General features: G+C 48.1%; 23 protein-coding genes and 1 pseudogene. 10 read left to right on the forward strand and 14 right to left on the reverse strand.

Annotation, left to right across the window (positions count from 1 at the left end; translation table 11 throughout):
* Positions 1-30: 30 nt before the first annotated feature.
* The 3 genes from AB3Y96_RS11540 to AB3Y96_RS11550 are packed head-to-tail and all read right to left on the reverse strand — an operon-like array spanning position 31 to position 3,811.
* On the reverse strand, positions 31-1,413 hold the full coding sequence (locus tag AB3Y96_RS11540) for an LLM class flavin-dependent oxidoreductase (RefSeq protein ID WP_367299248.1): 1,383 nt from the start codon (positions 1,411-1,413) through the stop codon (positions 31-33).
* On the reverse strand, positions 1,413-2,618 hold the full coding sequence (locus AB3Y96_RS11545; RefSeq protein ID WP_367299249.1) for an SfnB family sulfur acquisition oxidoreductase: 1,206 nt from the start codon (positions 2,616-2,618) through the stop codon (positions 1,413-1,415). The genes AB3Y96_RS11540 and AB3Y96_RS11545 overlap by 1 nt, the downstream gene beginning before the upstream one ends.
* A gap of 23 nt (positions 2,619-2,641) precedes the next feature.
* A complete protein-coding gene (locus AB3Y96_RS11550) occupies positions 2,642-3,811 on the reverse strand; it encodes an SfnB family sulfur acquisition oxidoreductase (protein WP_367300312.1) in 1,170 nt (389 codons plus the stop codon).
* A gap of 411 nt (positions 3,812-4,222) precedes the next feature.
* On the opposite strand from AB3Y96_RS11550, the gene AB3Y96_RS11555 reads away from it, so the two are divergent.
* Positions 4,223-4,843: a class I SAM-dependent methyltransferase gene (locus AB3Y96_RS11555; protein WP_367299250.1), complete on the forward strand. Its 621-nt coding sequence runs from the start codon at positions 4,223-4,225 to the stop codon at positions 4,841-4,843.
* 99 nt (positions 4,844-4,942) lie between these two features.
* Entirely contained in the window at positions 4,943-6,958 is a 2,016-nt protein-coding gene (locus AB3Y96_RS11560) for a U32 family peptidase (RefSeq protein WP_367299251.1), read from the forward strand.
* Between the two features lie 79 nt (positions 6,959-7,037).
* On the opposite strand, the gene AB3Y96_RS11565 is transcribed toward AB3Y96_RS11560, so the two are convergent.
* A complete protein-coding gene (locus AB3Y96_RS11565) occupies positions 7,038-7,244 on the reverse strand; it encodes a DUF1127 domain-containing protein (protein ID WP_081329644.1) in 207 nt (68 codons plus the stop codon).
* 194 nt (positions 7,245-7,438) lie between these two features.
* On the opposite strand from AB3Y96_RS11565, the gene AB3Y96_RS11570 reads away from it, so the two are divergent.
* On the forward strand, positions 7,439-8,881 hold the full coding sequence (locus AB3Y96_RS11570; protein ID WP_367299252.1) for a PLP-dependent aminotransferase family protein: 1,443 nt from the start codon (positions 7,439-7,441) through the stop codon (positions 8,879-8,881).
* Between the two features lie 174 nt (positions 8,882-9,055).
* The gene (locus AB3Y96_RS11575; protein ID WP_367299253.1) at positions 9,056-10,348 is read left to right on the forward strand and encodes a type III secretion system effector; all 1,293 of its coding nucleotides are present in this window, start codon (positions 9,056-9,058) and stop codon (positions 10,346-10,348) included.
* On the opposite strand, the gene AB3Y96_RS11580 is transcribed toward AB3Y96_RS11575, so the two are convergent.
* Complete coding sequence (locus AB3Y96_RS11580) at positions 10,345-10,812, reverse strand: tetratricopeptide repeat protein (protein ID WP_072310404.1); 468 nt, start codon at positions 10,810-10,812, stop codon at positions 10,345-10,347. The two genes, AB3Y96_RS11575 and AB3Y96_RS11580, sit on opposite strands and share 4 nt — an antisense overlap.
* A gap of 13 nt (positions 10,813-10,825) precedes the next feature.
* On the reverse strand, positions 10,826-12,013 hold the full coding sequence (locus tag AB3Y96_RS11585; protein ID WP_367299254.1) for a sugar transporter: 1,188 nt from the start codon (positions 12,011-12,013) through the stop codon (positions 10,826-10,828).
* Positions 12,014-12,266: 253 nt separating this feature from the next.
* Between AB3Y96_RS11585 and AB3Y96_RS11590 the strand changes: the two genes are divergently transcribed.
* Positions 12,267-14,054, forward strand: coding sequence for a methyl-accepting chemotaxis protein (locus tag AB3Y96_RS11590; RefSeq protein ID WP_072310406.1), 1,788 nt, complete (start codon positions 12,267-12,269; stop codon positions 14,052-14,054).
* A gap of 44 nt (positions 14,055-14,098) precedes the next feature.
* Here the strand turns inward: AB3Y96_RS11590 and AB3Y96_RS11595 are convergent, their stop codons facing one another.
* Complete coding sequence (locus AB3Y96_RS11595; protein WP_367299255.1) at positions 14,099-16,024, reverse strand: aliphatic sulfonate ABC transporter substrate-binding protein; 1,926 nt, start codon at positions 16,022-16,024, stop codon at positions 14,099-14,101.
* Between the two features lie 278 nt (positions 16,025-16,302).
* Between AB3Y96_RS11595 and ssuD the strand changes: the two genes are divergently transcribed.
* Together ssuD and tehB are read left to right on the forward strand one after the other, a co-directional pair.
* Positions 16,303-17,484, forward strand: a complete 1,182-nt coding sequence (gene ssuD, locus AB3Y96_RS11600; protein ID WP_072310408.1) for an FMNH2-dependent alkanesulfonate monooxygenase — start codon at positions 16,303-16,305, stop codon at positions 17,482-17,484.
* Positions 17,485-17,585: 101 nt separating this feature from the next.
* Entirely contained in the window at positions 17,586-18,200 is a 615-nt protein-coding gene (gene tehB / locus AB3Y96_RS11605) for a tellurite resistance methyltransferase TehB (RefSeq protein WP_072310455.1), read from the forward strand.
* A 78-nt stretch (positions 18,201-18,278) separates the two neighbouring features.
* Here tehB and AB3Y96_RS11610 read toward each other — a convergent pair whose 3' ends face one another.
* Entirely contained in the window at positions 18,279-18,551 is a 273-nt protein-coding gene (locus AB3Y96_RS11610; protein ID WP_072310409.1) for a hypothetical protein, read from the reverse strand.
* 120 nt (positions 18,552-18,671) lie between these two features.
* Positions 18,672-19,511: a DMT family transporter gene (locus tag AB3Y96_RS11615; protein WP_072310410.1), complete on the reverse strand. Its 840-nt coding sequence runs from the start codon at positions 19,509-19,511 to the stop codon at positions 18,672-18,674.
* Positions 19,512-19,607: 96 nt separating this feature from the next.
* Here AB3Y96_RS11615 and AB3Y96_RS11620 point away from each other — a divergent pair, with 96 nt between their 5' ends.
* From AB3Y96_RS11620 to AB3Y96_RS11630, 3 genes are all read left to right on the forward strand, one after another.
* On the forward strand, positions 19,608-20,099 hold the full coding sequence (locus AB3Y96_RS11620) for a MarR family winged helix-turn-helix transcriptional regulator (RefSeq protein WP_072310411.1): 492 nt from the start codon (positions 19,608-19,610) through the stop codon (positions 20,097-20,099).
* Between the two features lie 75 nt (positions 20,100-20,174).
* Complete coding sequence (locus AB3Y96_RS11625) at positions 20,175-21,635, forward strand: AMP nucleosidase (protein WP_367299256.1); 1,461 nt, start codon at positions 20,175-20,177, stop codon at positions 21,633-21,635.
* Positions 21,636-21,925: 290 nt separating this feature from the next.
* Positions 21,926-22,543 (forward strand): CatB-related O-acetyltransferase, encoded by a 618-nt coding sequence (locus AB3Y96_RS11630; RefSeq protein WP_367299257.1) that lies wholly within the window; start codon positions 21,926-21,928, stop codon positions 22,541-22,543.
* Between the two features lie 303 nt (positions 22,544-22,846).
* Here AB3Y96_RS11630 and AB3Y96_RS11635 read toward each other — a convergent pair whose 3' ends face one another.
* The 5 genes and pseudogenes from AB3Y96_RS11635 to AB3Y96_RS11655 all read right to left on the reverse strand — a co-directional run bounded on the left by AB3Y96_RS11635 (position 22,847) and on the right by AB3Y96_RS11655 (position 26,173).
* Positions 22,847-23,116 (reverse strand): YdgH/BhsA/McbA-like domain containing protein, encoded by a 270-nt coding sequence (locus AB3Y96_RS11635; protein ID WP_367299258.1) that lies wholly within the window; start codon positions 23,114-23,116, stop codon positions 22,847-22,849.
* Positions 23,117-23,138: 22 nt separating this feature from the next.
* Positions 23,139-24,269, reverse strand: a complete 1,131-nt coding sequence (locus AB3Y96_RS11640; RefSeq protein WP_072310415.1) for an ABC transporter permease — start codon at positions 24,267-24,269, stop codon at positions 23,139-23,141.
* Positions 24,262-25,422, reverse strand: a complete 1,161-nt coding sequence (locus tag AB3Y96_RS11645; protein ID WP_367299259.1) for an ABC transporter permease — start codon at positions 25,420-25,422, stop codon at positions 24,262-24,264. Before AB3Y96_RS11645 ends, AB3Y96_RS11640 begins: the two co-directional genes overlap by 8 nt.
* Positions 25,404-25,703: pseudogene (locus AB3Y96_RS11650) on the reverse strand (secretion protein HlyD); the annotation flags it as partial. The gene AB3Y96_RS11645 and the pseudogene AB3Y96_RS11650, both read right to left, overlap by 19 nt.
* On the reverse strand, positions 25,691-26,173 hold the full coding sequence (locus tag AB3Y96_RS11655; RefSeq protein ID WP_367299260.1) for a hypothetical protein: 483 nt from the start codon (positions 26,171-26,173) through the stop codon (positions 25,691-25,693). The gene AB3Y96_RS11655 and the pseudogene AB3Y96_RS11650, both read right to left, overlap by 13 nt.
* Positions 26,174-26,175: the final 2 nt, after the last annotated feature.

Consider the following 26,175-nt stretch of genomic DNA (forward strand, 5'->3'; position numbering starts at 1 on the left):
CCTGTAAATACCAAAATTAAGCTGCTTGTTTTAACCTGCAAAAGCTTGCAAAGGCTGCGGTTGATAACGTCGTTTCGCGGCTGGGTGCAATGAATTAAGCTGCGCACCTTGGCCAAAAAGTTTGTGGCGCAGCGCGCCTTCGGCATACTTGGTTTTGTAGACGCCGCGTGATTGCAGCTCGGGCACCACTAAATCGATGAAGTCGCGGTAGCTGCCCGGATTAACGATGCGCGTGAGGTTAAAACCATCCACGTCGGCCTCATCAATCCACACCTGCAATGCATCCGCGACCTGTGACGGCGAGCCAATAATCACGGGATATCGCGCCCCTAGCGCATGTTGTTCAAGCAGGCGACGTTTAGTCCAGCCGCTGAAAGCCTTGGTCACCGACTCGATAGCCTCAACGTTTCCTGCCACGATAGGTTCATCCAAATCAAACGAAGCCAAATCGATACCGGTTGAGCTGGAAAAATGCGCCAATCCGGCTTCAGGGCTGGCATAGCGCAGGTATTCCTGATGCTTTTCTTTCGCTTCAGCCTCGGTTTTAGCCACGATAACGCCCACGCCCATAAACACTTTTAGTGAATCTGCGCGACGGCCCGCCGCAATAGCGGCATGGCGCAGCGTATTGACCTGAGCTTTCATCGCCTGCGGCGTAGCGCCATTTACAAAGGTGCATTCCGCATGGCGAGCCGCGAATTGAATACCGCGTTTGGAACTTCCCGCTTGATAAAGCAGCGGGGTGCGCTGCGGTGATGGCGAGGTGAGGTGATAACCTTCAACGTCGAAGAATTCACCATGATGTTGAATACAGTGAATTTTATCGCTGTTTGCATAGACTCGGTTTTGACGATCGGCCAGCAACGCATCCTCTTGCCAACTGCCTTCCCAAAGCTGGTAAAGCACGTCAAGGTATTCATCAGCCATGTCGTAGCGGCGGTCATGCGGGATCTGCTGAGTTTGCCCCATCGCCCGCGCAGCGCTGTCGAGATAACCGGTCACAATATTCCATCCGGCGCGTCCTTGGGTCAGATGGTCAAGCGTGGACATACGGCGTGCGAATAAATAGGGCTGTTCGTAGCTAAGATTGGCGGTGACACCAAATCCCAAATGTTGCGTAACGCTCGCCATGGCGGGCACCAACAGCATGGGATCATTCACCGGCAGTTGTATCGACTCCCGCGCCGTTAAACCAATACCCTGCTGGTATACGTCGTAAACGCCCACGATATCGGCAATAAACAGGCCGTCAAACAAACCGCGTTCGAGCAGTTTCGCCAAATCGAGCCAATAGCTCAGGCTATTAAAATCAGTAGAGCGATCCTCGGGATGCGTCCACATACCGTGATGAATATGCCCAACGCAGTTCATGTTGAAGGCATTCATCAAGATCTGTTTTTTCGGCTGGCTCATCAGATTGTCCCTCGGCGCGGTGGGCGTTGCCCATTGAGATAGAAATTCCCAACCGCATGGTATTTCCAGCGCACTGGATCGTGCAGGGTATGGGTACGCGCATTACGCCAATGGCGATCGAGGTTATATTCGCGCAGCGTGGAACGGCTCCCGCCTAGCTCAAAGAGAAGGTTACTGGCCGCCAGCGCCGCCTCAGTGGTATAAGCACGCGCCTGTGCAACATCGATGGAGGCCTGCGCCACGCTATCCGCCGTTGGGTTATGTTGGGCGGTATCAACCGATAAACCAGCGATTTCCAACAGCGCATCACCCGCGCTCAGACGAGCGGAGATACGTCCGATGCGCTCCAGCGTTAAAGGGTCGTCAGTGGCGGCACTCACCCCCGAGTCAATCCACGGGCGCCCATGTTCACGCACAAACGCCAGCATATCTTCATACGCTGCGCGAGCGATGCCTTGATCGATGGCGGCATGCAGCAGCTGTGCAAATGGACCAACGGTGGTTGGACGCTCAAATGCGGTGTGGAAAGGCACCACGTCTTCAATATAAACCTCACAATTATTGAGCAACACCGTTCCGCTGCCGGTGGTGCGCTGACCGAAACCTGACCAGTCATCAATAATGGTCAGCCCTTCAGTCTCTCTAGGTAAGAAAATCAGCACTTCGTTGCCGTCTTCTCCCAGGGCCAGAACCGGAATACGCTGCGCATAAATTGCGCCGGTGGCATAAAATTTGCGCCCAGAAAGTAGCAATTTACCGCCGCTGCGATGCAGATGAGTACGACGCGTATGGGCATTCGGTGTGCCAAACTCAGCCAAGGCATTACCCAGATGCACGCCGTCTAAGACTTCTTGATAGAGCCGTTGCTGCTGTGCCGCAGTGCCATTGATACGCAAAACTTCCAAGGCATAAAAATGATTTTGCGGCACTTGACCAATAGAGCCGTCGGCCTGAGCCAAACGGCTTACCACCTGTGCCAGTGTGGCACAGGACACATCGGCGCCGCCGAATTGAGCGGGCACGGTAATACCGCCTAAACCACTGCTGAACAGCGTATGCAGTTCACTATCTGGAAGGCGTCGCTCCCGGTCACGCAGCGCCGATTCGAGGGCAAATGACTCGGCTAAGCGTTGTGTGAGTGCCAATATTTGGTCTGTAGTTTCTAATCTGGTCGCAGGCGTTTGCGGCAGCACGTGTGTTGTCATAGCAAAATCATCCTATGGTCGAATTAAATCCAAGAGTGGCGGGCAGGGAAGATGCCGTTGAGGCGATACTGACCAATGGCGTGAAACTTCCAGCGCACCGGATCGTGCAGCGTATGGGTGCGCGCGTTACGCCAGTGACGATCTAAACCAAATTCGGCCAGCGTCGAGCGACTGCCCGCCCACTCAAACAGTTTTTCACTGGCCGCGAGGGCAATATCCGTGGTCAAGACTTTGGCTTCTGCCACCGCAATCGAGGCAAAAGCGGCGCTTTCTGCCGTTATTGGCGCGGATTGCGTTTGATCCAAGATACTCGCGGCTCGTTTCAACAGGGCGTTGGCGGCATTCAGTTCGATAGTTAAGCGGCCAACGTCGGCAATGATATAAAGGTCGTCGCTGTTACGTTCTACGTTGGCATCAATCCAAGGGCGTGAGCGTTCGCGCACAAATGATTTGGCTTCTTCTAAGGCACCATGGGCGATACCCGCGTCGATAGCCGCCTGAATAAGTTGAGAAACGGCGCCTTGGATATTGGGCTGCTGTGAAATAGGGGCGAGGGCGATCACGTTCTCTGGGGCAACTAACACGTTGTGCAGCTTAATCGTTCCGCTGGCGGTAGTGCGCTGTCCCATACCTGACCAATCATCGACGATGTGCAGACCTTCCGTGTGTTGAGGAATAAAAGTGATTACCGGTTGTTGGTTATCATCGATAGCTTTAATCGCCACCCAATGAGCAAACAATGCACCGGTAGAATAAAATTTCTCACCGTTTAAAACTAAACCCGCAGTGGTTTTGGTCAGACGCGTGCGCATGTCTAAAGTATCTTTCGTACCACGTTCAGGGCCGCCATTGCCAATTCGCCACCCCGCGAGGACAGAACCATACAACCGTTTTAATTGTTCTTCTGAGGCCGTAATACTTAATAGTTGCAAAATGCCAAAGTGATTTTGTGGTATTTGACCAAGCGCCGGATCAACGGCAGAAATAAGACGAAATACCTCGGCAACGGTGGTAAAGGAGAGCTGAGGCCCACCAAATTTCTTCGGAACAGTGATGCTACCAAGGCCGCTATGCGTGAACAAATCGAGCGCCGCGTGCGGTAATACGCGGTGCTGATCGCGGTGCTGAACCTCTTCTGCGGCAAACTTTGCTACCAGCTTGGCGGCTTCTATCGCCTCGCGCTCAGTGGCCATTATTTTGGCTGGAAATACCGCCGAATTGGTTTGGTATTTATTTTCATCAGGCGTTAATACGGGCATATATTATTCCTTGTGGTTCTTATCCAAAATTTAGGCAATAGCAACCCGCATATTGAATATATGAAAATTTAAATAACGCTAGATATTGGGTTATGACTTATTACGTTTGGTTATTTCTCTTGCATTAAGCTTATGCCGCACCACGAACTCTTAATTCGATAAAGATATAATTAACGTAATAATGTAATCGGATAGTAATAAGTATTAACGCTTTATGTAAAGCAGTTGCTTAGCCTTATTTCAGCAATGCTTAGTTAATTTTTGATTTTAGATTGTGTGTTCGCTTAAGATTTTGTTCACAACACATGACTTCGCGATGGGCAAAGATCATCGGTAAGGGCCGTTATGACGTCTCCTGCAGACAACATTATTCCGTTATACCAGCAAAATTCCGCGTTCTGGGACTCCCAGCGTAATGGTTCTCAGGGGGATTTGCCGTGCAGTGAAATTCCTTGGCTAGAACGGTTTCTCGCTTTGCTTCCGGCCAATGGTCATATTCTGGATATTGGCTGTGGCACCGGAGAGCCGATTGCGGGTTACTTTATTCGGCAGGGATTCAATGTCACGGGCATCGATGGCGCTTCAGCGCAAATAGCGCGCTGTCGAGCACGTTTTCCACAGCAACGCTGGTTGGTTAACGACATGCGCGAATTAGATTTAGGTACGCGCTTTGACGGGATCATCGCCTGGGATAGTTTTTTCCATTTGTCTCAGGCTGACCAGCGCAAGATGTTTGCCGTATTTCTCGCACATGCCGCCGATAGAGCCGCACTGATGTTCACCAGCGGGCCAGATCACGGAGAGGCGATAGGGGAATTTTGTGGAAAACCACTTTTTCATGCCAGCCTTAGTCCAACAGAGTATATAAGCCTGCTTCATCAGCACGATTTCAGCGTGGTAGAGCACCGCGTTGAAGATCCTGAATGTGGTTTTCATACCGTTTGGTTGGCGGTTCGCGGCGTTTAAGCTGAATAAATCACACATTGTGAGCGGGGATTTCTTGTGATGTGCGAATTCCCGACTACAATAGCCACGTTTTCGCCTTTTCACTAAGACGGTTTATTCATGCTACGAAGCGATGTTTTGCCTAAAATTACTCATAAAAACAAAATTGAATTATTAAGTCCCGCACGCGATGTTGCTATTGCTCGCGAGGCAATTCTACACGGCGCAGATGCTGTTTATATCGGCGGCCCTGACTTTGGCGCACGCCATAATGCAGGCAACTCGCTTAGCGACATCGCTGAATTGGTGGGGTTTGCCCATCGGTATGCGGCAAAGGTTTTTGTTACGCTAAACACCATTCTGCATGACGATGAACTGAAACCGGCGGAACGTTTGATCCATCAGCTTTATGAAGCCGGCGTGGATGCCCTTATCGTTCAGGATTTGGGTATTCTCGAATTGGATATCCCGCCGATTGAGCTACATGCCAGCACTCAAACCGATATTCGTAGCGTTGAAAAAGCCAAGTTTTTATCTGACGTCGGCTTTTCGCAAATCGTTTTAGCCCGCGAGCTCAACCTGAATCAAATTAAAGCCATCAGCGATAACATTGACGCCACGGTTGAATTTTTTATTCACGGTGCGCTATGCGTGGCTTATTCCGGCCAGTGCTATATCTCGCATGCCCAAACCGGCCGCAGTGCGAACCGGGGCGATTGCTCGCAGGCATGCCGCTTGCCTTATACGCTTAAAGACGATCAGGGCCGCGTTGTCGCTTACGAAAAACATCTTCTGTCGATGAAAGACAACGATCAAAGCCAAAACCTGATCGCATTAATTGATGCCGGCGTGCGCTCATTCAAAATTGAAGGGCGCTATAAGGATATGAGCTATGTGAAAAACATCACGGCTTACTATCGCCAGCACCTTGATGCGATTATGACGGCAAGGCCAGAGCTGGCTCCGGAGTCAATGGGGCGCACCGAGCACTTTTTTGTCCCGTCGCCTGATAAAACCTTCCATCGCGGCAGCACCGACTATTTTGTTAACCAGCGTCAAATGGACATCGGCGCATTCGATTCACCGAAATTTGTGGGTTTGCCTATTGGCGAAGTGCTAAAGGTCGGGAAAGATCACGTCGATGTGAGCGTAACGGAGCCATTGACCAATGGCGATGGTCTGAACGTATTGATTAAGCGTGATATTGTCGGCTTCCGCGCCAGTAAAGTGGAAAAGATTGCCGCCAATAGCTTCCGGGTATGGCCAAACGAAATGCTGGATGCGCTGAAAAATGTGCGTCCGCATCATCCGTTAAATCGCAATCTGGATCATAACTGGCAGCAGGCGTTGCTGAAAACCTCAAGCGAGCGTCGAATTGGCGTCAAACTACGCCTGAGCGGAAATGAAAATCAGCTGATGTTAACGGCCACTACGGCAGACGGCGTTAGCGTTACCCAAACGCTGGAAGGCTGCTTTGAGATTGCCAAACAGCCGGAGAAAGCCTTCAATAATTTGCACGATGGTCTGGCTAAACTAGGGCAGAGTATCTATTTCTCTGAGGGCATTGAGATTAACCTGCCAGCGGCGTATTTCGTGCCTAATGGCTTACTCAATCAGCTGCGCCGCGACACCATAGACATGCTGACCGAAGCGCGTTTGCATGCCTATCAGCGTGGCAGCCGTAAAGCGGTTTCAGTGCCAGCGCCGGTTTACCCCGAAACACACCTGACGTTTTTAGCTAACGTATATAACCATAAAGCGCGTGAGTTCTATCAGCGCTATGGCGTGCAGTTGATTGATGCGGCCTACGAGGCGCACGAAGAGAAAGGCGATGTTCCGGTGATGATCACCAAGCACTGCCTGCGCTTTGCCTTCAACCTATGCCCTAAACAGGCCAAAGGCGTGCAGGGTGTGAAAGGGCGAGCGTCACCGATGCAGCTGGTGCATCAGGATGAAGTGCTAACGCTGAAGTTCGATTGCAAACCGTGCGAAATGCACGTGATTGGAAAAATCAAAAACCACATTCTGAAAATGCCGCTGGCTGGCAGCGTCGTGGCATCGGTAACGCCTGACGAATTGCTGAAAACGTTGCCGCGCAAGTCAGCGACCGCGCCTAAAACTAAAGCTCGTCGCTAGCTATTTGCGCTAAATTGGGCTGCGTTCCATAGAACCTTGATAAGAGCCTCTCCACCCACCGGAGAGGCTTTTTTGATAACTATTTTCTCTGGCGGGTTATATGGTCAATATCCGCGCAGGATAGGCCAATATCTTTCAGCTGCTGCGCACTCATACGATGTAAATCGTTATACGCTTTTCTCCGCATACGCCACGTTTGCCAATGTTGGTACAGCCCCATGAAAAACAGATAAAACGGCGACTGTAAAAACGGTTTTTTGGCTTGGTTTTCGTCATATCCCATCATGCTACTCCTCGCGGTTTCGATACCAATATCATTGCGCGAAGCCAGCACACATCACAGATACAAAAATAACTTTTATTTAACATACAGATTGCGCATTATGCGATCTGAATGGTCAAAATCGTGGCCAACTGTACTGGTTTTCGCCTGAAATTTTAGCGAATAACGATCTTAAGCAATGATAGAGAAGGGCAACCATGACGCGCTATCAGCATCTCGCCGATTTATTAGCACATCGAATTGAAGCTGGGCTGTATCAAAGCGGAGAGCGCTTGCCCTCGGTTCGCACGCTGAGTGAGGAACATGCCGTCAGCATCAGCACCGTGCAACAGGCATATCATTTGCTTGAAGATAGACAGCTCATCACGCCGCAGCCACGGTCGGGATATTATGTTACCCTCCGCAAACACACGCCGCCCGCGCCGGCGATCAGCCGACCCGCCCAACGTCCGGTTGAAATAACGCAGTGGGGATGTGTTCTCGATCGCCTTAATGAAGAACCCGATAACGATGCCATTCCTTTCGGCAGCGGTTCGCCGGATATGTGCCAGCCCACAATGGCTCCGTTATGGAAAGCGATGACTCGACTTATGCAGGCGCAAGACAGCCGCGTCTTGAATTACGATCCGGTGTACGGTTCTCAGGCCCTGCGGGAACAGGTTGCGCGCTTGGCCATTGATTCGGGGTGTCATTTAAACCCTGCTGATATCATCATCACCCATGGTTGTCATGAGGCGCTGATCGTGGCAATACGCGCGGCGTGTCAGGAGGGCGATATCGTGGCGGTGGAATCACCTGCGTTTCATGGGATCATGCAAAAGCTGCGTGGTTCCAAAATAAAAGTGATCGAAATTCCGACGGACTCAAGCACCGGTATTAGCGTTGAAGCCTTAAAATTGGCGCTTGAGCAGTGGCCGATTAAAGCAGTGATGTTGGTGCCTAACTGCAATAATCCGCTGGGATTTATCATGCCTGAGCAACGCAAGCGGGAATTATTGTCGCTGGCGCAATGCTACGATATCGCCATTATTGAAGACGATGTGTATGGCGATTTAGCCTTTGAGTATCCTCGCCCGATCACCATTAAATCACTGGATACCGATGGCCGCGTATTGCTGTGCAGCTCCTTCTCTAAAACGGTTGCTCCGGGGCTTCGCGTTGGTTGGATTGCACCAGGGCGCTATTTTGATCGCGTGGTCTACATGAAATACACCGGAACCGGCGCATCAGCTTCCCATCCGCAGTTAGCCATTGCGGAGTTTATCAAGTCCGGGGGGTATCAAACTCATCTGCGCCGCATGCGCAAATATTATCAGCAGAATCTCGAGAAATTTACCTGTCGAGTGAGAGAGTACTTTCCCTGTGGCATATGCGTTAGCCGCCCGCAGGGGGGATTCATGATGTGGATTGAGCTCCCTGAACATTTTGACTCCGTGCGTTTAAGCCTCGAACTCAGCGAAGCCAAAGTGCAGTTTGTCATTGGCTCAATGTTCTCTGCGTCGGGGAAATATCGAAATTGTTTGCGATTAAATTACGGACTGCCTTATAGCGATAAAGTCGATCAAGGCTTACAAAAACTGGCTAAGGCGATTGAGTGCGCCATGTTGGAATGTCAGATGCAAATAGCGGCGAAAGGCTAAAATGGCGTTATCCTAGGTAGCTTCGGTGAGCTGTAATAAAGTAAGTTATTCACAGTACAGCCAAGAAAAAATGATAGGGTGTTAACCTGATTACTGGCTCGCTTCGTTATGAGTTTAATGAGTTTAATGAGTTTAATGAGTTTAATGAGTCGTTTATGTGATCAAGGTGGTTATATGTCTCTCAATATTGAAAATAGTTTTAATACCGCTAATGTAAATACCGAAAGGATGATTAATACCCAGCACAATACAAATCTTCCTGAGACGAATTTATGGGCCGGAGTTAAAGAATTTTTCTGTTCTACCCATCAGGAAGAGGCCAGAGAATGTATTTATAAAATGTCACATCACGATGAGCTCCATTTGGCTCCAGAAGAAATTAAGGATATTTTTACCAAACTATCGAGCTTAATATCTCCTGGGTGGAAAGGGCAGCTTCATATCGACAGTAACTGCGCCTTAAATGAATATACTATCCGCGAGAAAAATGGTGGGGTACTGCACGCCGTTAAGGTCTCTGCTCCTGAAGCAATCCAGAGTGAAACATACACGGATACAACGTCATCCTTCAGGCTAGCCAAGGAAATACTCAAGTTATATCCTATTGATACCAAAAACTCTTTAGATAATATAGATAGGCTGATCGTGTTTGGCGATAGCCTCTCTGACACAAAAGGCAGAATGTTTGAAAAAACACACCGCATCTTTCCTTCCTATAGTCAATATTATGAAGGAAGATTTACTAATGGATTTGTCTGGAGCGATTTTCTTTCATCCCCTTCATTTTTAAAAAAAGAGATTATTAATTTTTCTGAGGGAGGAAGCACTTCGGCAAGCTATTCATGTTTTAACGTTGTCGGGGATTTCTTATCAAATTTAGATAAGCAAATGAAATCTTACTCACCGTCAAATAAGGACCTGGCTATTTTCTTATTAGGCGCAAATGATTACATCACACTGCATAAAAGTAATGTGGTGACAGTGGTTGAACAACAAATTCACGATATTGAAAAAATATTATCTCGCGGGGTTAAAAATATTCTTATTATGGGATTGCCCGATTTATCTGCTACGCCTAGCGCAAAAATATCTGGTGATAAAGAGATAATGAAAGACGCGACGGTAGCCCACAACGCATTATTGCAAAGTAAAGTTGAGGAATTGAACAAAGTATATCCAAAAAGTACTGTTTTGTATTTTGATACATTCTCAGCGTTTAACAAAATAACGAAAGTCGCCCATGAGATTGGTTATGATACAAACCATGCCTATACTGAGCATGGCTACATTCATCGTCTTGATGAAAAAGATCCCAAGTTAAATATCAGGCCGCAATATATTTATAATGACCATGTGCATCCGACGCAGGAAGTTCATCATTGTTTTGCGACTATGCTAGAGAGTTTTATACTCAATAATTATGGTACTGCGACACACATAAAGCCTGAGACTCAAAAAACACGCTAATCGCTGATGAAATCTAAGTCTTGTGCATAAAAATCAATGGCTTTGCGAAAGGCTAAAATGGAATCATCCTGTGTGGTGCTGGTGAGCAGTAATAGGGTATCACGCAGGGCGCTTTTAGCATCGCCCACGCTGTATTTAGCCAAGGCATAAAACACCTGTAATGCTTTATCATCAGGAAATTCGGCGGTTGCACGCGTAAGCAAATCCAACGATTGCTGATAGTGTCCGGTCACGCGATAGGTGCTACCGAGTCCAAGATAGGCTTCCTTTAAATCAGCCTCAGGCAATCCTAAGGCAATCGCTTTTTCATAATAAGGGATCGCGCGATTCTCTTGCCCCAAACCATCACAGGCCCATGCCGCATAGTAGTGCATTAACGCGGAGTCCGGCTCGATAACTAATTGCGCGATAGCGGCATCTAATGCAGATGCATAGTTTTTGTTTTTCAAGGCCGATAGAATCATATTTCCTCGCAGGTTAATAACCTTTTGCCAAGATCTCTGCATAGCGGCGGAAAATAAAGATGCACCACATCAGAGAAACCAGTGCCAGAATAGCGCCGATATAACCAATATTTGCCATGCTTAAATGAATACTCACCTGATTTCCCAGTAACGCGCCTGCGCCAATGCCGATATTAAAGATGCAAGAATAGAGCGACATGGCCACGTCAGTGGCATCCGGCGCCATTGCCAAGACTTTCACCTGCATGCCAAGGCCAATCGTCATGATGGCGATCCCCCACACGACACACAGTAAAGCAATCCACATTGGGCTTGATGCAGCAGGAAGCAATAAGACTAAGCTCAATGCCAGCAGCACAATGGCACCAATGATCAGCGTGGCAGGGTGCTTATTTCCTAGCATGCTAAACAGTACGCTGCCGATGATCCCTGCGGCCCCGAGCACCAGCAACAGCATAGTGGCGAAGCCTTGGCTCATCAGCGCAACGCTCTGAATAAACGGCTCAATATAGCTGTATGCCGTGTAGTGCGCTGTGACCACCACGACGGTGAGTGCGTATAAACACAGCAACGCCGGGCGCTTCATTAAGATTGGAATGCTTTTCAGTGAACCTGAATGCTCGCTAGGAAGTTTAGGTAATAGCTTAATGACACAAATCAGCGTCATGGTAGCCACAATGCCAATCACCATAAACGTGGTTCGCCAGCCTAAATACTGCCCGATAATGCGGCCAAGCGGCAGCCCAAGCACCATCGCCAAGGCCGTGCCCGTGGCTAATAAACTCAACGCCTGCGCTTTCTTACCTGCTGGGGCTAAACGAATAGCCAGCGATGCGGTAATTGACCAAAACACCGCGTGAGCCAATGCAATGCCGATACGCGAAAGAACGAGGATCCAGAAATTCCACGCCACCACCGAAAGTGCATGGCTGGCGATAAACAGGATGAAGATCTTCACCAATAACCCGCGCCGCTCCATTTGGCTGGTCATCAGCATGAACGGCAGTGACATCAGCCCAACAACCCAAGCATAAATCGTCAGCATCAGGCCGACCTGCGCGGTGCTCATTGAGAAACTGGCCGCGATGTCTGAAAGCAAGCCAACGGGAACAAATTCAGTGGTATTAAAAATAAAGGCGGCAACGGCAAGCGTAACCACTCTTAACCATGCGGTTTTACGGGAGACTGGAGTTGGGTTCATGGCACTTACTAAGGTTAGGAAAACAGGGGAACTTTGCTGGGACTAGCATACTGCGAATTGGTCACAATTTATAGCGCCTAGGCCAATGACATCAAGACAAAGATATCAACTACTTAGCTATCTGATAAATAGTCATTAATTTATTTATAGCGTAAATAACTCAAGTTTTATTTATTCAAGCCGTTATCTAGTGTGCTGTTTCAATAAAAAACATAAGTCTGGCATATCTCTCTTCTAATCAGGGCAAGCTATCATGTTCGACTCTATCCGTTCACGTATTCTGGCAGCTTCTACCGCCATTGTTATTTGCTCTCTTTGTATCAACACCTATCTTAATTACTCAATTGCGAATAAATACAATAATAGCGCAATTGATAGCACGCTTGAGGCCGTTTCCTCCAGCCACAACCGCGCAATTTCCGATTGGGTGGCAAGCAAAAGCCGGTTGGTTGCATCCCTTACGCCGCATGTCACCTCTCCTGACCCAATGCCACTGATGGTGCAAACCGCCAACGGCGGCAACTTCATGGGGATTGATATTGGTTATCCTAATAAGATCGATATTTCATCGGTGCCTAACAGCGTTCCCGAAGGTTATGATCCCACTACGCGACCTTGGTATATCCAAGCCGTAAAAGCGGGTAAACCCATAGTCACTGAGCCTTATGTTGACGCTAACACCAAGAAAATGGTGGTCACGTTTGCCGCACCGCATATCGAAAATGGCATTCTAAAAGGCGTGGTGGAAGGGGATGTGACCATGGACAGCGTGATTGAAAACGTGCGTTCTATACATCCAACGGAAAACAGCTTTGGCATGCTCATTGATGCGGCTGGCAACATTATGGCGCATCCCGATGAATCGCTGACCCTCAAGCCGTTATCTGACATTGCACCTAACCTAGAATTGTCCCGTTTGCTGAATGCTCGTTCACCGATTGAATATGACGTTAACGGCAGCGCCAAACTGTTGCTGGCACAGCCGGTTGCCGGAACGCCGTGGTTTACTGTGGTAGCAATGGATAAAACCGAGGCCACGGCAGGAATGCGTTCGTTGCTGACCACGTCATTGGTGACGCTGTTGGTATTGATCGTCGCCGCCGCCGTGATTATCGGCATCATTGCCCAGCGCGCGCTAACACCGCTGATTAAAATTCGCGATGCGATGGATGCCATCAGCTCAGGCACGGCAGATTTGACCCAGCGCTTGCCAACCAACGGCAAAGACGAGGTTTCACAAATTGCCGGTTCGTTTAACCGCTTCATTGATAAGCTTAGCGACGTGATGAAGTCTATCCGTAGCAGCAGTGAGTCCGTGCGCGTTGCGGCCAATGAAATTGCATCAGGAAACCAAGATCTCTCCAGCAGAACCGAATCTGCGGCGGCCAATCTGCAGCAAACGTCCGCAGCGTTGGAGCAAATCTCTTCCACGGTGGCGCAGTCGGCAGGTGCCGCGAAACAGGCAAACAACGCGGTTCATTCAGCCTCTGCGGATGCCTCTCGCGGCGGTGAGGCGATTGCCAAAGTGATCAGCACCATGCAATCGATTGAAACCGCCTCCGGCAAAATTGGTGACATTACCGGCGTCATCGACGGCATTGCTTTCCAAACCAATATTCTGGCGCTAAACGCCGCCGTGGAAGCGGCTCGAGCGGGTGAGCAAGGACGCGGGTTTGCCGTTGTGGCTGGTGAAGTGCGAACTCTGGCGCAGCGCAGCGCGCAAGCGGCTAAAGAGATTAAATCTCTGATTGAGTCGACGGTGCGCAGCGTCGCTTCCGGCTCAACGCAGGTGCGTCAAACCAGTGAAACCATGACGGATATCGTGACCAGCGTTTCCGCCGTCACTACGATAATGTCGGAGATCACCAACGCCGCCGATGAGCAAATGCGCGGCATCAATGAAATCAATAAAGCCGTTACCCATCTTGATACCATGGTGCAGCAAAACGCCGCGTTGGTAGAGGAATCAACGGCGGCCTCCGGTGCGCTGTTGTCGCAGGCCAACGATTTAGTCGGCGCGGTAGGACAGTTCAACGTATAGCTTGGTTCTTCATTCGGCTTAACATCCCCATCAAAACGGGGATGTTAAGCTAATCCCTCATTCCAAACGGCATCGCGTATGCTTATTGCTTTCGGCATCAAGCCTAACGCATAAAACCGGTCGGCGATGGTTTGCTGATCGCGTATCACGGTTCTATTAATGGCACGCGGCTCATGTTGACGGCGAGATAATGCCAGCGCCAGTGAAGCCTGCGGCAGGCCTAATTCTTGCGACAATAATTGTGCCGCTTTTTCTGGCTCGGCGGCAATAAACATCCCGGTCTGTTTAAGCTCATCCAAGACAATCTTGATCAGATCGGCTGAACGTTGGGCAAAATCGCGGCGCGAGAGATAAAATTGCTGATTGAGTACCTTGCCGTGACCATCTTCAATAATGCGCATATCGCCGGAAATCTCAGCATCGCTCAGCAAAGGATCCCACATCATCCACGCATCCACAGAATGAAAGTCTGACGGAGTCAGGGGATATCGTAGCGGCGTATAGCTCACGCGCACGTCGTCGAGGGTTAACCCATGTTCATCCAACATTTGCAGCAACAGATAGTGCACGTTTGAACCGCGATTCACCGCAATACGTTTTCCGCGTAGATCTGAACAGTGATGAATAGAACTGTCTTGAGCAACCACCATTGCTACGCTGTGGGGAGACGGCGGTTCGTAGGCGACATAGATAAGCGAGCTATTTTGCGCCTGAGCCAATACAGGGGGAACTTCGCCCGTGGCACCGAAATCGATCTCATTGTTCTGCAGCGCGTGCAGCAACTGCGGGCCTGCGGGGAATTCGCTCCACAGCACACTTATACCCCGTTGCGTCAGTCGTTTCTCAAGACTCTGTCGAGCTTTGAGCATGCCTAAATTACCGAACTTTTGATAGCCAATGCGCAGCTCGCGTTCGGCTGTTACGCCCTCAAACGCAGCGTGGCTGCGCGGCGGTAAAGTCTCTTTTCTCCGTGATTTGATAAGCCCTTGATTCGCAAGATGAGTGCGTAACGTATTGCGACTGATGCCCAACATAGCGGCGGTTTGTTGCTGGTTGTTATTGTTCATACTAAACGCATGATGTATCAGCGCATCAGTGATTTGCTGAAACAGCTTTGGCGTCTCTTTTTCAAGCTGCGAGCGAATAAAAAGGGCAATTTCATTCTCATCATTAGCTTCGATATTAGTGACAACGTCACTTTTTAGCGGGGCGAGTTTTAATGCATGGGGGAGTATCTGTTGTTCTTGGCTGAGCAGCACCGCGTTGTGCAGCGTATTTTCGAGCTCTCGCACATTGCCCGGCCAGCGGTAGTCGGCTAACGCCTTGAGCGTATTATCCGCTAAGGTGAGCTGCGGTCGCCCTAAACGGTTGGCATATAAAACTAGAAAATGCTGTGCCAGCGCAGGGATATCCTGTGGACGCTGGCGTAGAGGCGGCAACGTGACTGCGGCAACGTTGAGGCGATAATAGAGATCTTCACGAAAGCGGCGCTCTTTAATCGCATCGGCTAAGTCAACGTGCGTGGCTGCAATAACGCGAACGTTGATAGGAATCGGCGTTCGAGAACCCACGCGGGTGATTTCTCGCTCTTGCAGCACGCGCAACAGCTTGACCTGCAACGACAGGCTAAGTTCGCCAATTTCATCCAGCAATAAAGTCCCACCCTCAGCGGCTTCAAACCAGCCCTGATGCCGATTTAGCGCCCCGGTAAACGCGCCTTTCTCATGCCCAAATAACTCGGCTTCGGCCAGACTTTCACTTAATGCACCGCAGTTAACCGCCAAGAAAGGCCGATCGTTGCGTAGGCTATGATGGTGAAGATAGCGGGCCACGACTTCTTTGCCGGTTCCGGTTTCCCCAACGATCAGCACGGTGGCATCGGTGGGCGCAAGTTTATCCAGCACATTTTTAAACGCGATAGAGGCGGGGTCGACCAACACCGGCTGTGATGAAAGTAACGGCAACGGCATAACTCATTTCCATAATGAATGCGTGATGCAATCGAACATATCTCATCGATGCTCTGGCGGCGAGATGCAGCAAACCGCGTTCTGCTGCAAATGCAGCAGCTTAGGTGCCGATGCTGTTGCATTTGCAGCAAGCCTGAGAAACCGAATTTGTCATAATTAATTGATTTTAATGATAAATAAAAACCAAGCATGTTGGCATATCTTGTGCAGAAAGATTTATAACCAAAGAAGTTATTTCAATAGATATTCTTTAAATATGGTTATAAAGGAAAAGCATAATGAGCGAACAGCATCAATCTGGCATTAACGTTTTTTGGTTCCTTCCAACCCATGGCGATGGCCGCTATTTGGGTACCGCTGAGGGAGGACGCTCCGTTGATCTTCAATATTTACAACAAATTGCGGTAGCGGCAGATTATCTTGGCTACTACGGCGTATTGATTCCAACGGGGAAAAGCTGTGAAGATTCATGGCTTGTCGCGGCGGCATTAGCGCCCATGACGAAACGCCTACGGTTTTTAGTCGCGGTGCGTCCCGGATTGCAACCGCCCAGCTTGGCTGCGCGCATGGCTTCAACGCTCGACCGGCTTTCTGAAGGGCGGCTGCTGATTAATGTTGTCACCGGTGGCGATCCGGTTGAAAACAAAGGTGACGGTATATTCCTGAGTCACGCCGAACGTTACAACGTCACGAATGAATTTTTGCACGTGTACAAAAAATTGCTGCAAGGTGAAAAAGTCGACTATTCCGGAGAGCATATTCAGGTTGAAGGCGCGGAATTGTTGTTTCCACCCGTTCAGCAAGATGGCCCTCCGCTCTATTTTGGCGGTTCATCGCCTGAAGCTATCGACGTTGCTGCCAGCCAAATTGATACCTATCTTACGTGGGGAGAGCCGCTAGATTTGGTGGCTGAAAAACTCGCGACCGTACGCCAGCGCGCTGAACAAGAAGGGCGAACGCTGAAATATGGTATCCGTCTACACGTTATTGTGCGCGAAACCGAAGAGGAAGCATGGGCTGCCGCGGAAAAACTGATTAGCCATGTGGACGATGAAACCATTGCCGCCGCGCAGAAAATTTTCGCCCGTATGGACTCATCGGGGCAAAAACGCATGAGTGAGCTGCATAACGGTTCTCGAGACAGTTTGAAAATTGGCCCCAATCTGTGGGCGGGGGTGGGATTGGTACGCGGCGGCGCGGGCACCGCGCTGGTTGGAAATCCGCAGCAGGTTGCCGACCGCATTGCTGAATACCAAGCGCTGGGCATCGATAATTTCATTCTGTCTGGGTATCCGCACCTAGAAGAAGCGCATCGTTTTGCCGAACTGGTGATGCCGTTGCTGACCTTAAATCACACGCCAGCGCAGCGTGCTCAGAGCATTAACACCGGTCCTTTTGGTGAAACGATAGGAGGCGCTAAACGTCCAACGGCCAAAAAACCGGATGCTGTAAAGCTCTGATTACCGCAAGCGGCAAAATCCACTGACGTGCAGGGAAGCATTTGTGGGTGGAATAAGGGATAATTACCCGATTAATTCTGGTAATTGATATGGACACGCTAATGAATTCTGAAACAACTCACATGACACGCGACAGCGATTACTTCACGAAGAAATATGAACTGACGTCGACGCACTCTGAGGTAGTGAATGCCGCTAAGATCGTTCCTGTTGGGAATGCATTAGATCTTGGCTGTGGCCGTGGTCGCAACTCGCTGTATCTGAACCTGAAAGGGTTTAACGTTACCGCGTGGGACAAAAACGTCATGAGCATCAACAGCCTGAATGACATTATTCAGGCTGAGGGGCTAAAAAACATTACGGCAGAGCAAGTTGACCTCAATACCCATCGCTTCAGTGGAGAGTATGATTTCATTCTTTCAACGGTGGTGTTTATGTTCCTGGGGCGACCAGAAATTCCGGCCATTATTCGTAACATGCAAGACAGCACCCGCATCGGCGGTTACAACCTGATTGTGGCCGCGGTAGATAGCCCTGATTATCCTTGCAACGTTCCGTTTTCATTCACCTTCAAGCCCGACGAGCTGCGCAACTATTACAGCGGTTGGGAGTTTGCAAAATACAACGAAGATGTAGGGGAGCTGCATCGGGTTGATGCCGACGGCAACCGCATTAAAATGCGCTTCGCCACCATGCTGGCGAAAAAAATAAGTTAAAAAAACGGTTAATACAGCGAGAAAGGAGCTTTAGTGATAAAGCTCCTTAATTGATAGGCATTAATAAGTTTGTCTGGCTCAGTAATAAACACACTCGTGTTTAACCTCTGGATTTTGGTGCATGACGGCCAGAATCGCATTCAGCATATGCTCAACATTTTGCGGCGGATCTCTCTGCTCAATTCTGCGCACCCATTCTTTGCCGTCGATATGTTCTCCCGGGCGCACCAGAAAACTGTATTTCTGCACCGCAAGCTGGAAGCTCTCTTCAATATGATCGTATTGCGCACAGTGGCAGCAGTCGACAATCAAAATTCCTGCAAAGGTACGCGTTAGCCCGAAAGTATTCATAAGACACCTCAGAGAGGAATAAATGATTACTCTTTAGGTATAGCATTTTCATATGGCATTTGTGTTACAGGCAATAAATATAGAGCCATTGATAACAACAGCGCGATAGGACACCGGTTGCTAGACGGCTGCGGGCTTGGCCTTTATCGTTTTCATCAGCAATATCGACAAGAAGATCAGGATAATACCGCTCCATTGAACGACAGAAAGCCGTTCGCTCAGGATGATAAAACCGAGTAAGACTGCGGTAACAGGGTTAAACAGCGATATCATTGACATGGTATGCGGGCCAAGAAGCGTCACCGAACGTGTCCAGCACCAGTAGGCAAATGCGGTGTTACACACCACTAACCACGTTAGGCCAACCCAGGTTTTTGGGGTAGGTAGAGCGGGTATTCCCGCAAACATGAATGCAAAGGGCAATAAAAGAATACCGCCAAGGAATAGCTGCCAGGCCGCAAGACCAAGCTGGTCGTTGGTGGGCCAACGTGAGATCCACAGAGACGTTTGCGCCATCAATAACGTGCCCAACAACGCCGCAGCCACGCCGATAATGTCTAAATTAGCCGAAGGATTCAGCAGTAACATCACGCCAACCAGCCCTAATACTGCGAGTCCAAGCTTAGATAACGCCGGTTTTTTTCCCTCCTGAATCCACTGTAACAGCAACACCATCAACGGCAGCGTTGCGCCCAATGTGCCAGCCACAGAGCCGGGTAATCGATGCGCGGCAATAAACAAAAGCACAAAGAAAAGAGATATGTTACAAATGCTTATTGCAAACATTCGGCTCCATTTTAACGGTGACTTGGTGGGATGGATCAGCAACAGTAAAATACCGGCAGGCAGGGCGCGGAAAACCGCAATCCAGACAGGCGGGATGTCTTGCAGGAAGTAGCCAACAACGGCGTAGGTACTTCCCCACAGCAGCGGAACCATAAAAGCGATGAGTATGTTCATATTTATCTTTTTGAAAAGTTACTTTTGTAAAAGACAAGTTAGTAGCGAAATAAAAATAAAACAAGTATCTTTTTAAAAAGATATCGTGGAGGAGCGATGACACAAGATCACGTAGATAAAATTATCGCGCAGTGGCAACGCGAGCGACCAGACCTCGACTGTTCTCCGATGGGGATTATTGGCCGAATGGCGCGTATGGGGCAGCTGTTATCGGGCAAAGTCACCTGCGTTTATGAGCAACACGGTTTAGACACCATCGAATTTGATATTTTGGCTACGCTACGCAGAAGCGGAGAATTGATAACGCCAACCGACCTCTATCAAACGGTCATGCTCTCTTCCGGTGCCATGTCGGTGCGCCTCGAACGGCTGGAATCGCGGGGATTGGTGTTCAAGCAGCCGAATGCGCATGATAAACGCAGCTGCAAAATAGGGCTGACAGAAGAGGGCCTGAATGTGATAGATCGGGCGCTAGAACATCACGTTCAGAATGAAAAAGAGATCCTTGAACCGCTTACAGCGACCGAAAGGCAGCAATTAGCCGATCTCATGCGGCGCTGGTTGCTGCATAATGAACCCGCTGAATAATATCAGCGATAAGCAAAAATTTACGAGTAGACCATACTGTTAAACCTGCGCTTTTCGAGTCATTAAGGGGATATTTTGAATAAATCACAAGAGACTATGCATCTCACGGCATCCGAAGCACTTGATCGACTTGAATTACTGTATGAGTCAGCGCTGTCCGCACTGCGTACCGCCATCAGCGATTATATCCATGAGGGGAAATTGCCAGACGTAGGAGAAAGGGCCAAAGGACTGTTTTCTTACCCGCAGCTGAGCGTTAGTTGGGATGGGAAATTTCGCGAACACCTAAGAACACGAGCCTATGGGCGTTTTTCGCGAACAGGCCAATACAGCACGACGGTTGCCCGCCCAGCACTATTTCGAGAATATTTATCGGAGCAGCTAGCATTATTAGAAACCGAATACGGCGCGAGCTTTGAAGTGACACCGTCACAACAAGAAATGCCGTATCCGTTTGTTATTGATGGTTCTGATCTTATTCTGGATAGAACCATGACGGCAGGATTAGCGCAGCATTTTCCAACCACCGATCTGGCCAAAATTGGCGATGGGATCACCGATGGTTTAGAAACGGGGAGTGATGTCTTCCCGCTGTCACACTTTGACGCGCTACGCACCGATTTCTCTCTGGCACGCCTCATACACTATACCGGTACGCCAGCCGAACATATTCAGCCCTATATTCTTTTTACTAACTACAGTCGCTATGTTGATGAGTTTGTTAGTTGGGCATGCGAGCAAATTCTTGATCCGAATAGCCCTTACGAGGCGTTGTCCTGCGCCGGTGGCAGCTATATCACCGCTGAAACGGCCGACCCAGAGAAAACCACTTCTGATTTGGCGTGGAAGAAACACCAGATGCCAGCCTACCACCTGATTTCATCGACAGGTCAGGGGATCACGCTGGTTAACATCGGGGTGGGCCCTTCAAATGCGAAAACGATCTGCGATCATCTGGCCGTTATCAGACCACACGTCTGGTTAATGATTGGCCACTGTGGTGGGCTGCGTGAAAGCCAAGCCATCGGCGATTATGTTTTGGCGCATGCTTATTTACGTGATGATCACGTGTTAGACGCCGTTTTGCCGCCTGATATTCCGATCCCAAGCATCGCTGAAGTACAGCGTGCATTATATGATGCCACCAAGGCCGTAAGCGGAATGCCGGGAGAAGAGGTGAAACAACGACTTCGTACCGGTACCGTGGTGACGTCTGACGATCGCAACTGGGAGCTACGTTTCTCCGCGTCGGCGCTGCGTTTTAGTTTAAGCCGTGCGGTAGCGGTAGACATGGAGAGCGCAACGATTGCCGCGCAAGGCTATCGTTTCCGCGTTCCTTACGGCACGCTGTTGTGCGTCTCGGATAAGCCTCTGCATGGTGAAATTAAGCTTCCAGGCCAAGCTAACCATTTCTATGAAGGCGCAATATCCGAGCATTTGCAAATCGGTATTCGCGCGATTGATTTATTGAGAGCCGAAGGCGATAAGCTCCATTCGCGTAAGCTGCGCACCTTCAATGAACCACCGTTCCGTTAAGATTTTTAATATGCTAAAAGCCCACGTCTGTGGGCTTTTTTATATTCATGGGTGGCCCATTTGCGAAAAATTTATCTCACAGTGAGCCCATGTTTAGCTTCAATATTTACACAATACGGTATGTTCGATACTATTTGACCGAATTTGCCGTAAGGAAATCAGGTATGAACCTTCCACATTTACCTCTGCTAAAACACCCTCGAATCTCTAATGACAGTAATTATCTGAACGAGTAATTACTGCCACGAAATAAAATCGTTCCGTGGCTCTTATATAGAAAAGGATGAGTCATGAAAGAAAAACATTGGTCAAAGACCGAGCTGTTGCACCTCTCGGTAACCAACCCGAATATCATTGTTAAAGGTACCCACAGTTATTACAGCGATTACTGGGACGGCGGATTTGAACGCTCGGTGGTTCGGTATCTGCACGGTGACGCTGTTAGCCAAAATTGGGAACCCCTAGGGTATATAGATAAACTGCTGATTGGTGATTATGTCTGCATAGCCGCAGAATGCGTGATCTTAATGGGTGGGAATCACAATCATCGCACTGATTTTATAAATCTCTATCCCTTCATGGAAACGATATACGACAGCTATCAACACAAAGGCGACACCGTTCTTGGCGATGCATGTTGGTTAGGAATGCGCAGTATGTTGATGCCCGGCGTTAACGTGGGCGAGGGTGCCATTATTGCTGCGGGAAGCGTCGTAACCAAAGATGTTCCACCGTATGCCATTGTTGGTGGCAATCCGGCAAAGCTGATTAGGTACCGGTTCTCTGACGCAGATATTGTTCGGATTTTAGCGTTGAATATTTATAGCAGACCTGAAGCAGAGATTGAGAAGATTAAGCTATTGCTCAGTTCAAACGATCTCGACGCATTGGAACGCGTATTGGTTTAGCTATCTGACATGTCGTAACAGTTTCGTTAAAACGAGATCAGCCGTAAAACGCAAAATGAAAAGCCTAGCAAGTGACGCTGGGCTTTTTTGTCTGCTTTATATAGGTTTCAACTGACGAAATCTGGCCGGTAATCCTACTGCTAAATGCTCAGATTTCACGTAGCGCAAGCAGTTGAAATAAGTTAAAAGATGATGAGGTAAGGTGCGCTAAAGTAGCATTAAGTGCGAACGATAGTTATTTGAAAAAATTTAGGGTTCGCACTTGATACGACGTTTTAGATAAAATACTCAAACTGTAAAGCGTTAGTTATAAATAATGGCATCGACATTGTATACGCTAGAATCACCAGCGGTTCCCAGTGCAACGATGTAATAGTATCGCGCCCCCGTTTTATCAACCTTGGCATTAAGCGCATTTCTTGCATCCTCAGGGGAAAGAATTGTCGTATCACCATGTATAGACACATGGCCGACTTTATGTAACGTAGTTGTTTGACTTTTACTCACTTCAACGGCAGAAAGTGAATAGGAGGAGAATAAAACCAAATACAATAAAAAAATATACTTTTTCATACGATTTTCCTTGTTTGTTAATTTATATCTTTCTTTGCATGAACCGAAACCGTAAACGGTTTCTTTTTCTATATACAAACTCGCCAATGGCCAAATAAAGACTTCCAAGAATAATAAGGATAACGATTTCTTTTGTGACGTCCGCAAGTGGCATAGACATCTGGTTCATTCCGGCCATTGCTTTTGTGGCCCACGTTGACGGCAGCATATAGGAAATAAAACGGACAGTAGATGGCATTGCCTGAAGTGGCCAAATAGTTCCAGAGATAAAAAATACCGGAAGAGTGATAAAAGGGAGTGTAAGGTAGATTAATCCCGAGTGAAGAAGACACTCGGTGATCACTCGGCTAAGGCCAATAACCGCATAGATAAAAGGAATTGTGACGGCTATTAGACTCGGAATGTCGGCGGTTTGCCTGTAGCCTAAGATATTTGGAAGAATGACATAAACCACAAGCGATAATATGATCCATATAGGAAACGTTGCGCTCACGCCGCCCATGTACTCACTGAATAGCATTAAATCGCCATCTCGGCGCTTTAACCCTAAAGTAATTGTCACGCAGGCAACCAGAAGCGATTGTTGCAGTATCATTGATACAAGCCCTGGGAAAATAATGGCAGAAAAACTGATCCCTGCATTATACAGCTCTACCAGAGATGCGCTGATGGGCTGTTCATATGAAGCGAAGTCTTTATCACTCCAGTTATTTTTCATAGCCAGCGTTTTATTATAATTTGAAATAGTATCTTCATATACAGACAGTATATCTTTCTGAATTAACCCATTAGGCAAGCGGTTTGTTGCGTCACCATAGGCTTGAATCGAGATTCCTTTACCATTAAGCGTATTTTTTTCCGTATCCTTGGGAAGAATAATGACAGCAAAGATCTTCTTGTCTGCCAGATCCTTTCTTGTTTCCAGTTCGACAGGGTAATGGATGATCTCCAATCTCGACATAGCATTGAGTTTTCGCGCTAGCGCACGACTCATATTGGAGTGGTCTAAATCAACTAATCCAACGGGTAGTTTCCAGACATGATTTCCATAAACCAAACTCATCATGAGCAAAGAGACCAAAACTAGCAACCACAATGGCTTTTTTATCAAATGCATGAATATATGGTAGAAAGTATGGTAATACTCACGCATAGTGACCTCTAGGATTTCGTTTAATTCTAAGATAAAGTCTGCGACGAATAAGGATAAAAGTTATGATGGGGTAAATAGTGAGTATTGCACATGATTTCAGCACTGTTTGTGCTGAAATATGACGTAAGAATATATCAAACATCGTTTTTAACGCATGGGTTAGCGGCTCCATTTCAGATATTACTTTTCCAATAATCGTCAGTGAAAACTCCGGCATTGCCAAACCAGAGAAACTTAGTGCAATACTGACCAGTAACCCAATCAGAGTAAACGCCATATTTGTTGACGGCGTGAGGGTATAGAGAATTAACCCTAAACTTTGAGCTGCAAGAACATAGCAGAAGCCAACGCATATAATATAGAGCGGATTTCCATTCACTTTGGCGCCAGAATGAGTGATGAGTATCGCCAACTCAACAACGAGCAATAGTGTAAATATCACTGTATATGGAATGATTTTGCACATAATCATCATATTGAAGCCAATAATTGAGTTTGTTTTTAGCGTCCCCCCGAGAATATAAATAGTTGTCGTTATAACAAACAGTTGTAAAAGATGTATTGTTGCAGCGAATTGCTGATAATAAACAAAACTCCCGCTTGGATTGAAAAGACTGCTATAAACGAGGTGAAGCGCGGATAGTTTTATTCCTTGGTGCTCATTCTGGGCATTCACGATAGGGCGATAAGTGCTATTAATCTCAGATATCAGTCCTGAAAAATCCTGAGATGAATAGCTACCTGAGGCATAGAAAAGCGCATTGTATAAAAACAGAACGCTTGGACTTTTTCCTGCTAGAACATTTTTTTCAAGATCAAAAGGAATATACAGCACGGCATAAACATCGCCATGTTCAAGAGCCAACTTTGCCTGTTCCAAATTATCATTAAAGGATTTTATCTGTGCATGAGATGCAGCATTAAGCTCACGTGTGATTCTTTTTGATAACGGGCTGTGATCAATGTCGACCACGGCAACAGGAATATCTAATAGTGTTCCACTGGAAAAACTTGCATTAAGCAGTGTGAATAACAACAAAGGAAAAATCCAGCATAGCCAATGGTATATGGGTTTTTTAAACGCTATTTTTATTTCCTTTATTGATAAATAAAAATATATTCCAAGATTGGTTTTTATAGTTTCCATAACCATAATACACTCATCCCTGGGCGTAGCCCTTCAATGGATTCTGATGGATACAATCTGATCTCGAATGTTTTTAAGTCAAAATCGCCGGTCGCTCGCGTGGCTCTTTTTGTCGAAAAATCGCCAAGTGGAGAAATATATCTCACTTGGGCCGTAACTACTTTTTCGTTTAGCGCAGGGATGCGTAGACTGACATTATCGCCTTTATGGATACCGGATAGGATATCCTCACGAATATCAAACACGAAATATGACTGTTCGAGGTCAATTAAAACTAAAAGATCGGCAGACTCGACATCTTTGGGTGTTGCTCAATCAGCTCAGCGGTGCGGGCAACAAAATCTGGATGCCATGCGGTTAATTCAAATGAGTCTACGTAGTTAAGTAGGGCATAGAGCAGCTCTTGAGTGAAGATCTCGCCAGACTCAGCCCGAGCGTTCATTGGTTTGTTGCAAGCACACCACGGCATCGCTATTGCTGATAGCTGCGGTGGCGAAATATTGCCGATGTAGCATTGATTTGGCGGATAGTTGACGGCGTGTTCAAAGTTGCGCAGGTGGTGATTCATCTCATCAAGATATGGGTGAGAAGGTTGTTGCTCCCGTATCTGTTGCGCGGTAGAACCGTGCCAAACCAGCAAATCTGGTGCGTGAGCCAAAATGTAGCCCGTATTCAGAATCACTGCATGTCCCATAAAATACTCCCAATATTGGATGGTGACCCCAACCACGCGAACCTTTGCGCCTGATTCATCCACGC

It is taken from the genome of Hafnia alvei, from assembly GCF_964063325.1.
Classification (GTDB): domain Bacteria; phylum Pseudomonadota; class Gammaproteobacteria; order Enterobacterales; family Enterobacteriaceae; genus Hafnia; species Hafnia alvei_B.

Excerpts from the sequence above, each read along its gene's own strand:
- AB3Y96_RS11540 (WP_367299248.1), bottom strand. The coding sequence starts at position 1,413 with ATGAGCCAGCCGAAAAAACAGATCTTGATGAATGCCTTCAACATGAAC.
- tehB (WP_072310455.1), top strand. The coding sequence starts at position 17,586 with ATGAATTCTGAAACAACTCACATGACACGCGACAGCGATTACTTCACG.
- AB3Y96_RS11560 (WP_367299251.1), top strand. The coding sequence starts at position 4,943 with ATGCTACGAAGCGATGTTTTGCCTAAAATTACTCATAAAAACAAAATT.
- AB3Y96_RS11610 (WP_072310409.1), bottom strand. The coding sequence starts at position 18,551 with ATGAATACTTTCGGGCTAACGCGTACCTTTGCAGGAATTTTGATTGTC.
- AB3Y96_RS11545 (WP_367299249.1), bottom strand. The coding sequence starts at position 2,618 with ATGACAACACACGTGCTGCCGCAAACGCCTGCGACCAGATTAGAAACT.
- AB3Y96_RS11575 (WP_367299253.1), top strand. The coding sequence starts at position 9,056 with ATGTCTCTCAATATTGAAAATAGTTTTAATACCGCTAATGTAAATACC.
- AB3Y96_RS11635 (WP_367299258.1), bottom strand. The coding sequence starts at position 23,116 with ATGAAAAAGTATATTTTTTTATTGTATTTGGTTTTATTCTCCTCCTAT.
- AB3Y96_RS11550 (WP_367300312.1), bottom strand. The coding sequence starts at position 3,811 with ATGGCCACTGAGCGCGAGGCGATAGAAGCCGCCAAGCTGGTAGCAAAG.
- AB3Y96_RS11620 (WP_072310411.1), top strand. The coding sequence starts at position 19,608 with ATGACACAAGATCACGTAGATAAAATTATCGCGCAGTGGCAACGCGAG.
- AB3Y96_RS11640 (WP_072310415.1), bottom strand. The coding sequence starts at position 24,269 with ATGCGTGAGTATTACCATACTTTCTACCATATATTCATGCATTTGATA.
- AB3Y96_RS11645 (WP_367299259.1), bottom strand. The coding sequence starts at position 25,422 with ATGGTTATGGAAACTATAAAAACCAATCTTGGAATATATTTTTATTTA.
- AB3Y96_RS11565 (WP_081329644.1), bottom strand. The coding sequence starts at position 7,244 with ATGATGGGATATGACGAAAACCAAGCCAAAAAACCGTTTTTACAGTCG.
- AB3Y96_RS11555 (WP_367299250.1), top strand. The coding sequence starts at position 4,223 with ATGACGTCTCCTGCAGACAACATTATTCCGTTATACCAGCAAAATTCC.
- AB3Y96_RS11590 (WP_072310406.1), top strand. The coding sequence starts at position 12,267 with ATGTTCGACTCTATCCGTTCACGTATTCTGGCAGCTTCTACCGCCATT.
- AB3Y96_RS11580 (WP_072310404.1), bottom strand. The coding sequence starts at position 10,812 with ATGATTCTATCGGCCTTGAAAAACAAAAACTATGCATCTGCATTAGAT.
- ssuD (WP_072310408.1), top strand. The coding sequence starts at position 16,303 with ATGAGCGAACAGCATCAATCTGGCATTAACGTTTTTTGGTTCCTTCCA.
- AB3Y96_RS11585 (WP_367299254.1), bottom strand. The coding sequence starts at position 12,013 with ATGAACCCAACTCCAGTCTCCCGTAAAACCGCATGGTTAAGAGTGGTT.
- AB3Y96_RS11630 (WP_367299257.1), top strand. The coding sequence starts at position 21,926 with ATGAAAGAAAAACATTGGTCAAAGACCGAGCTGTTGCACCTCTCGGTA.
- AB3Y96_RS11615 (WP_072310410.1), bottom strand. The coding sequence starts at position 19,511 with ATGAACATACTCATCGCTTTTATGGTTCCGCTGCTGTGGGGAAGTACC.
- AB3Y96_RS11570 (WP_367299252.1), top strand. The coding sequence starts at position 7,439 with ATGACGCGCTATCAGCATCTCGCCGATTTATTAGCACATCGAATTGAA.
- AB3Y96_RS11595 (WP_367299255.1), bottom strand. The coding sequence starts at position 16,024 with ATGCCGTTGCCGTTACTTTCATCACAGCCGGTGTTGGTCGACCCCGCC.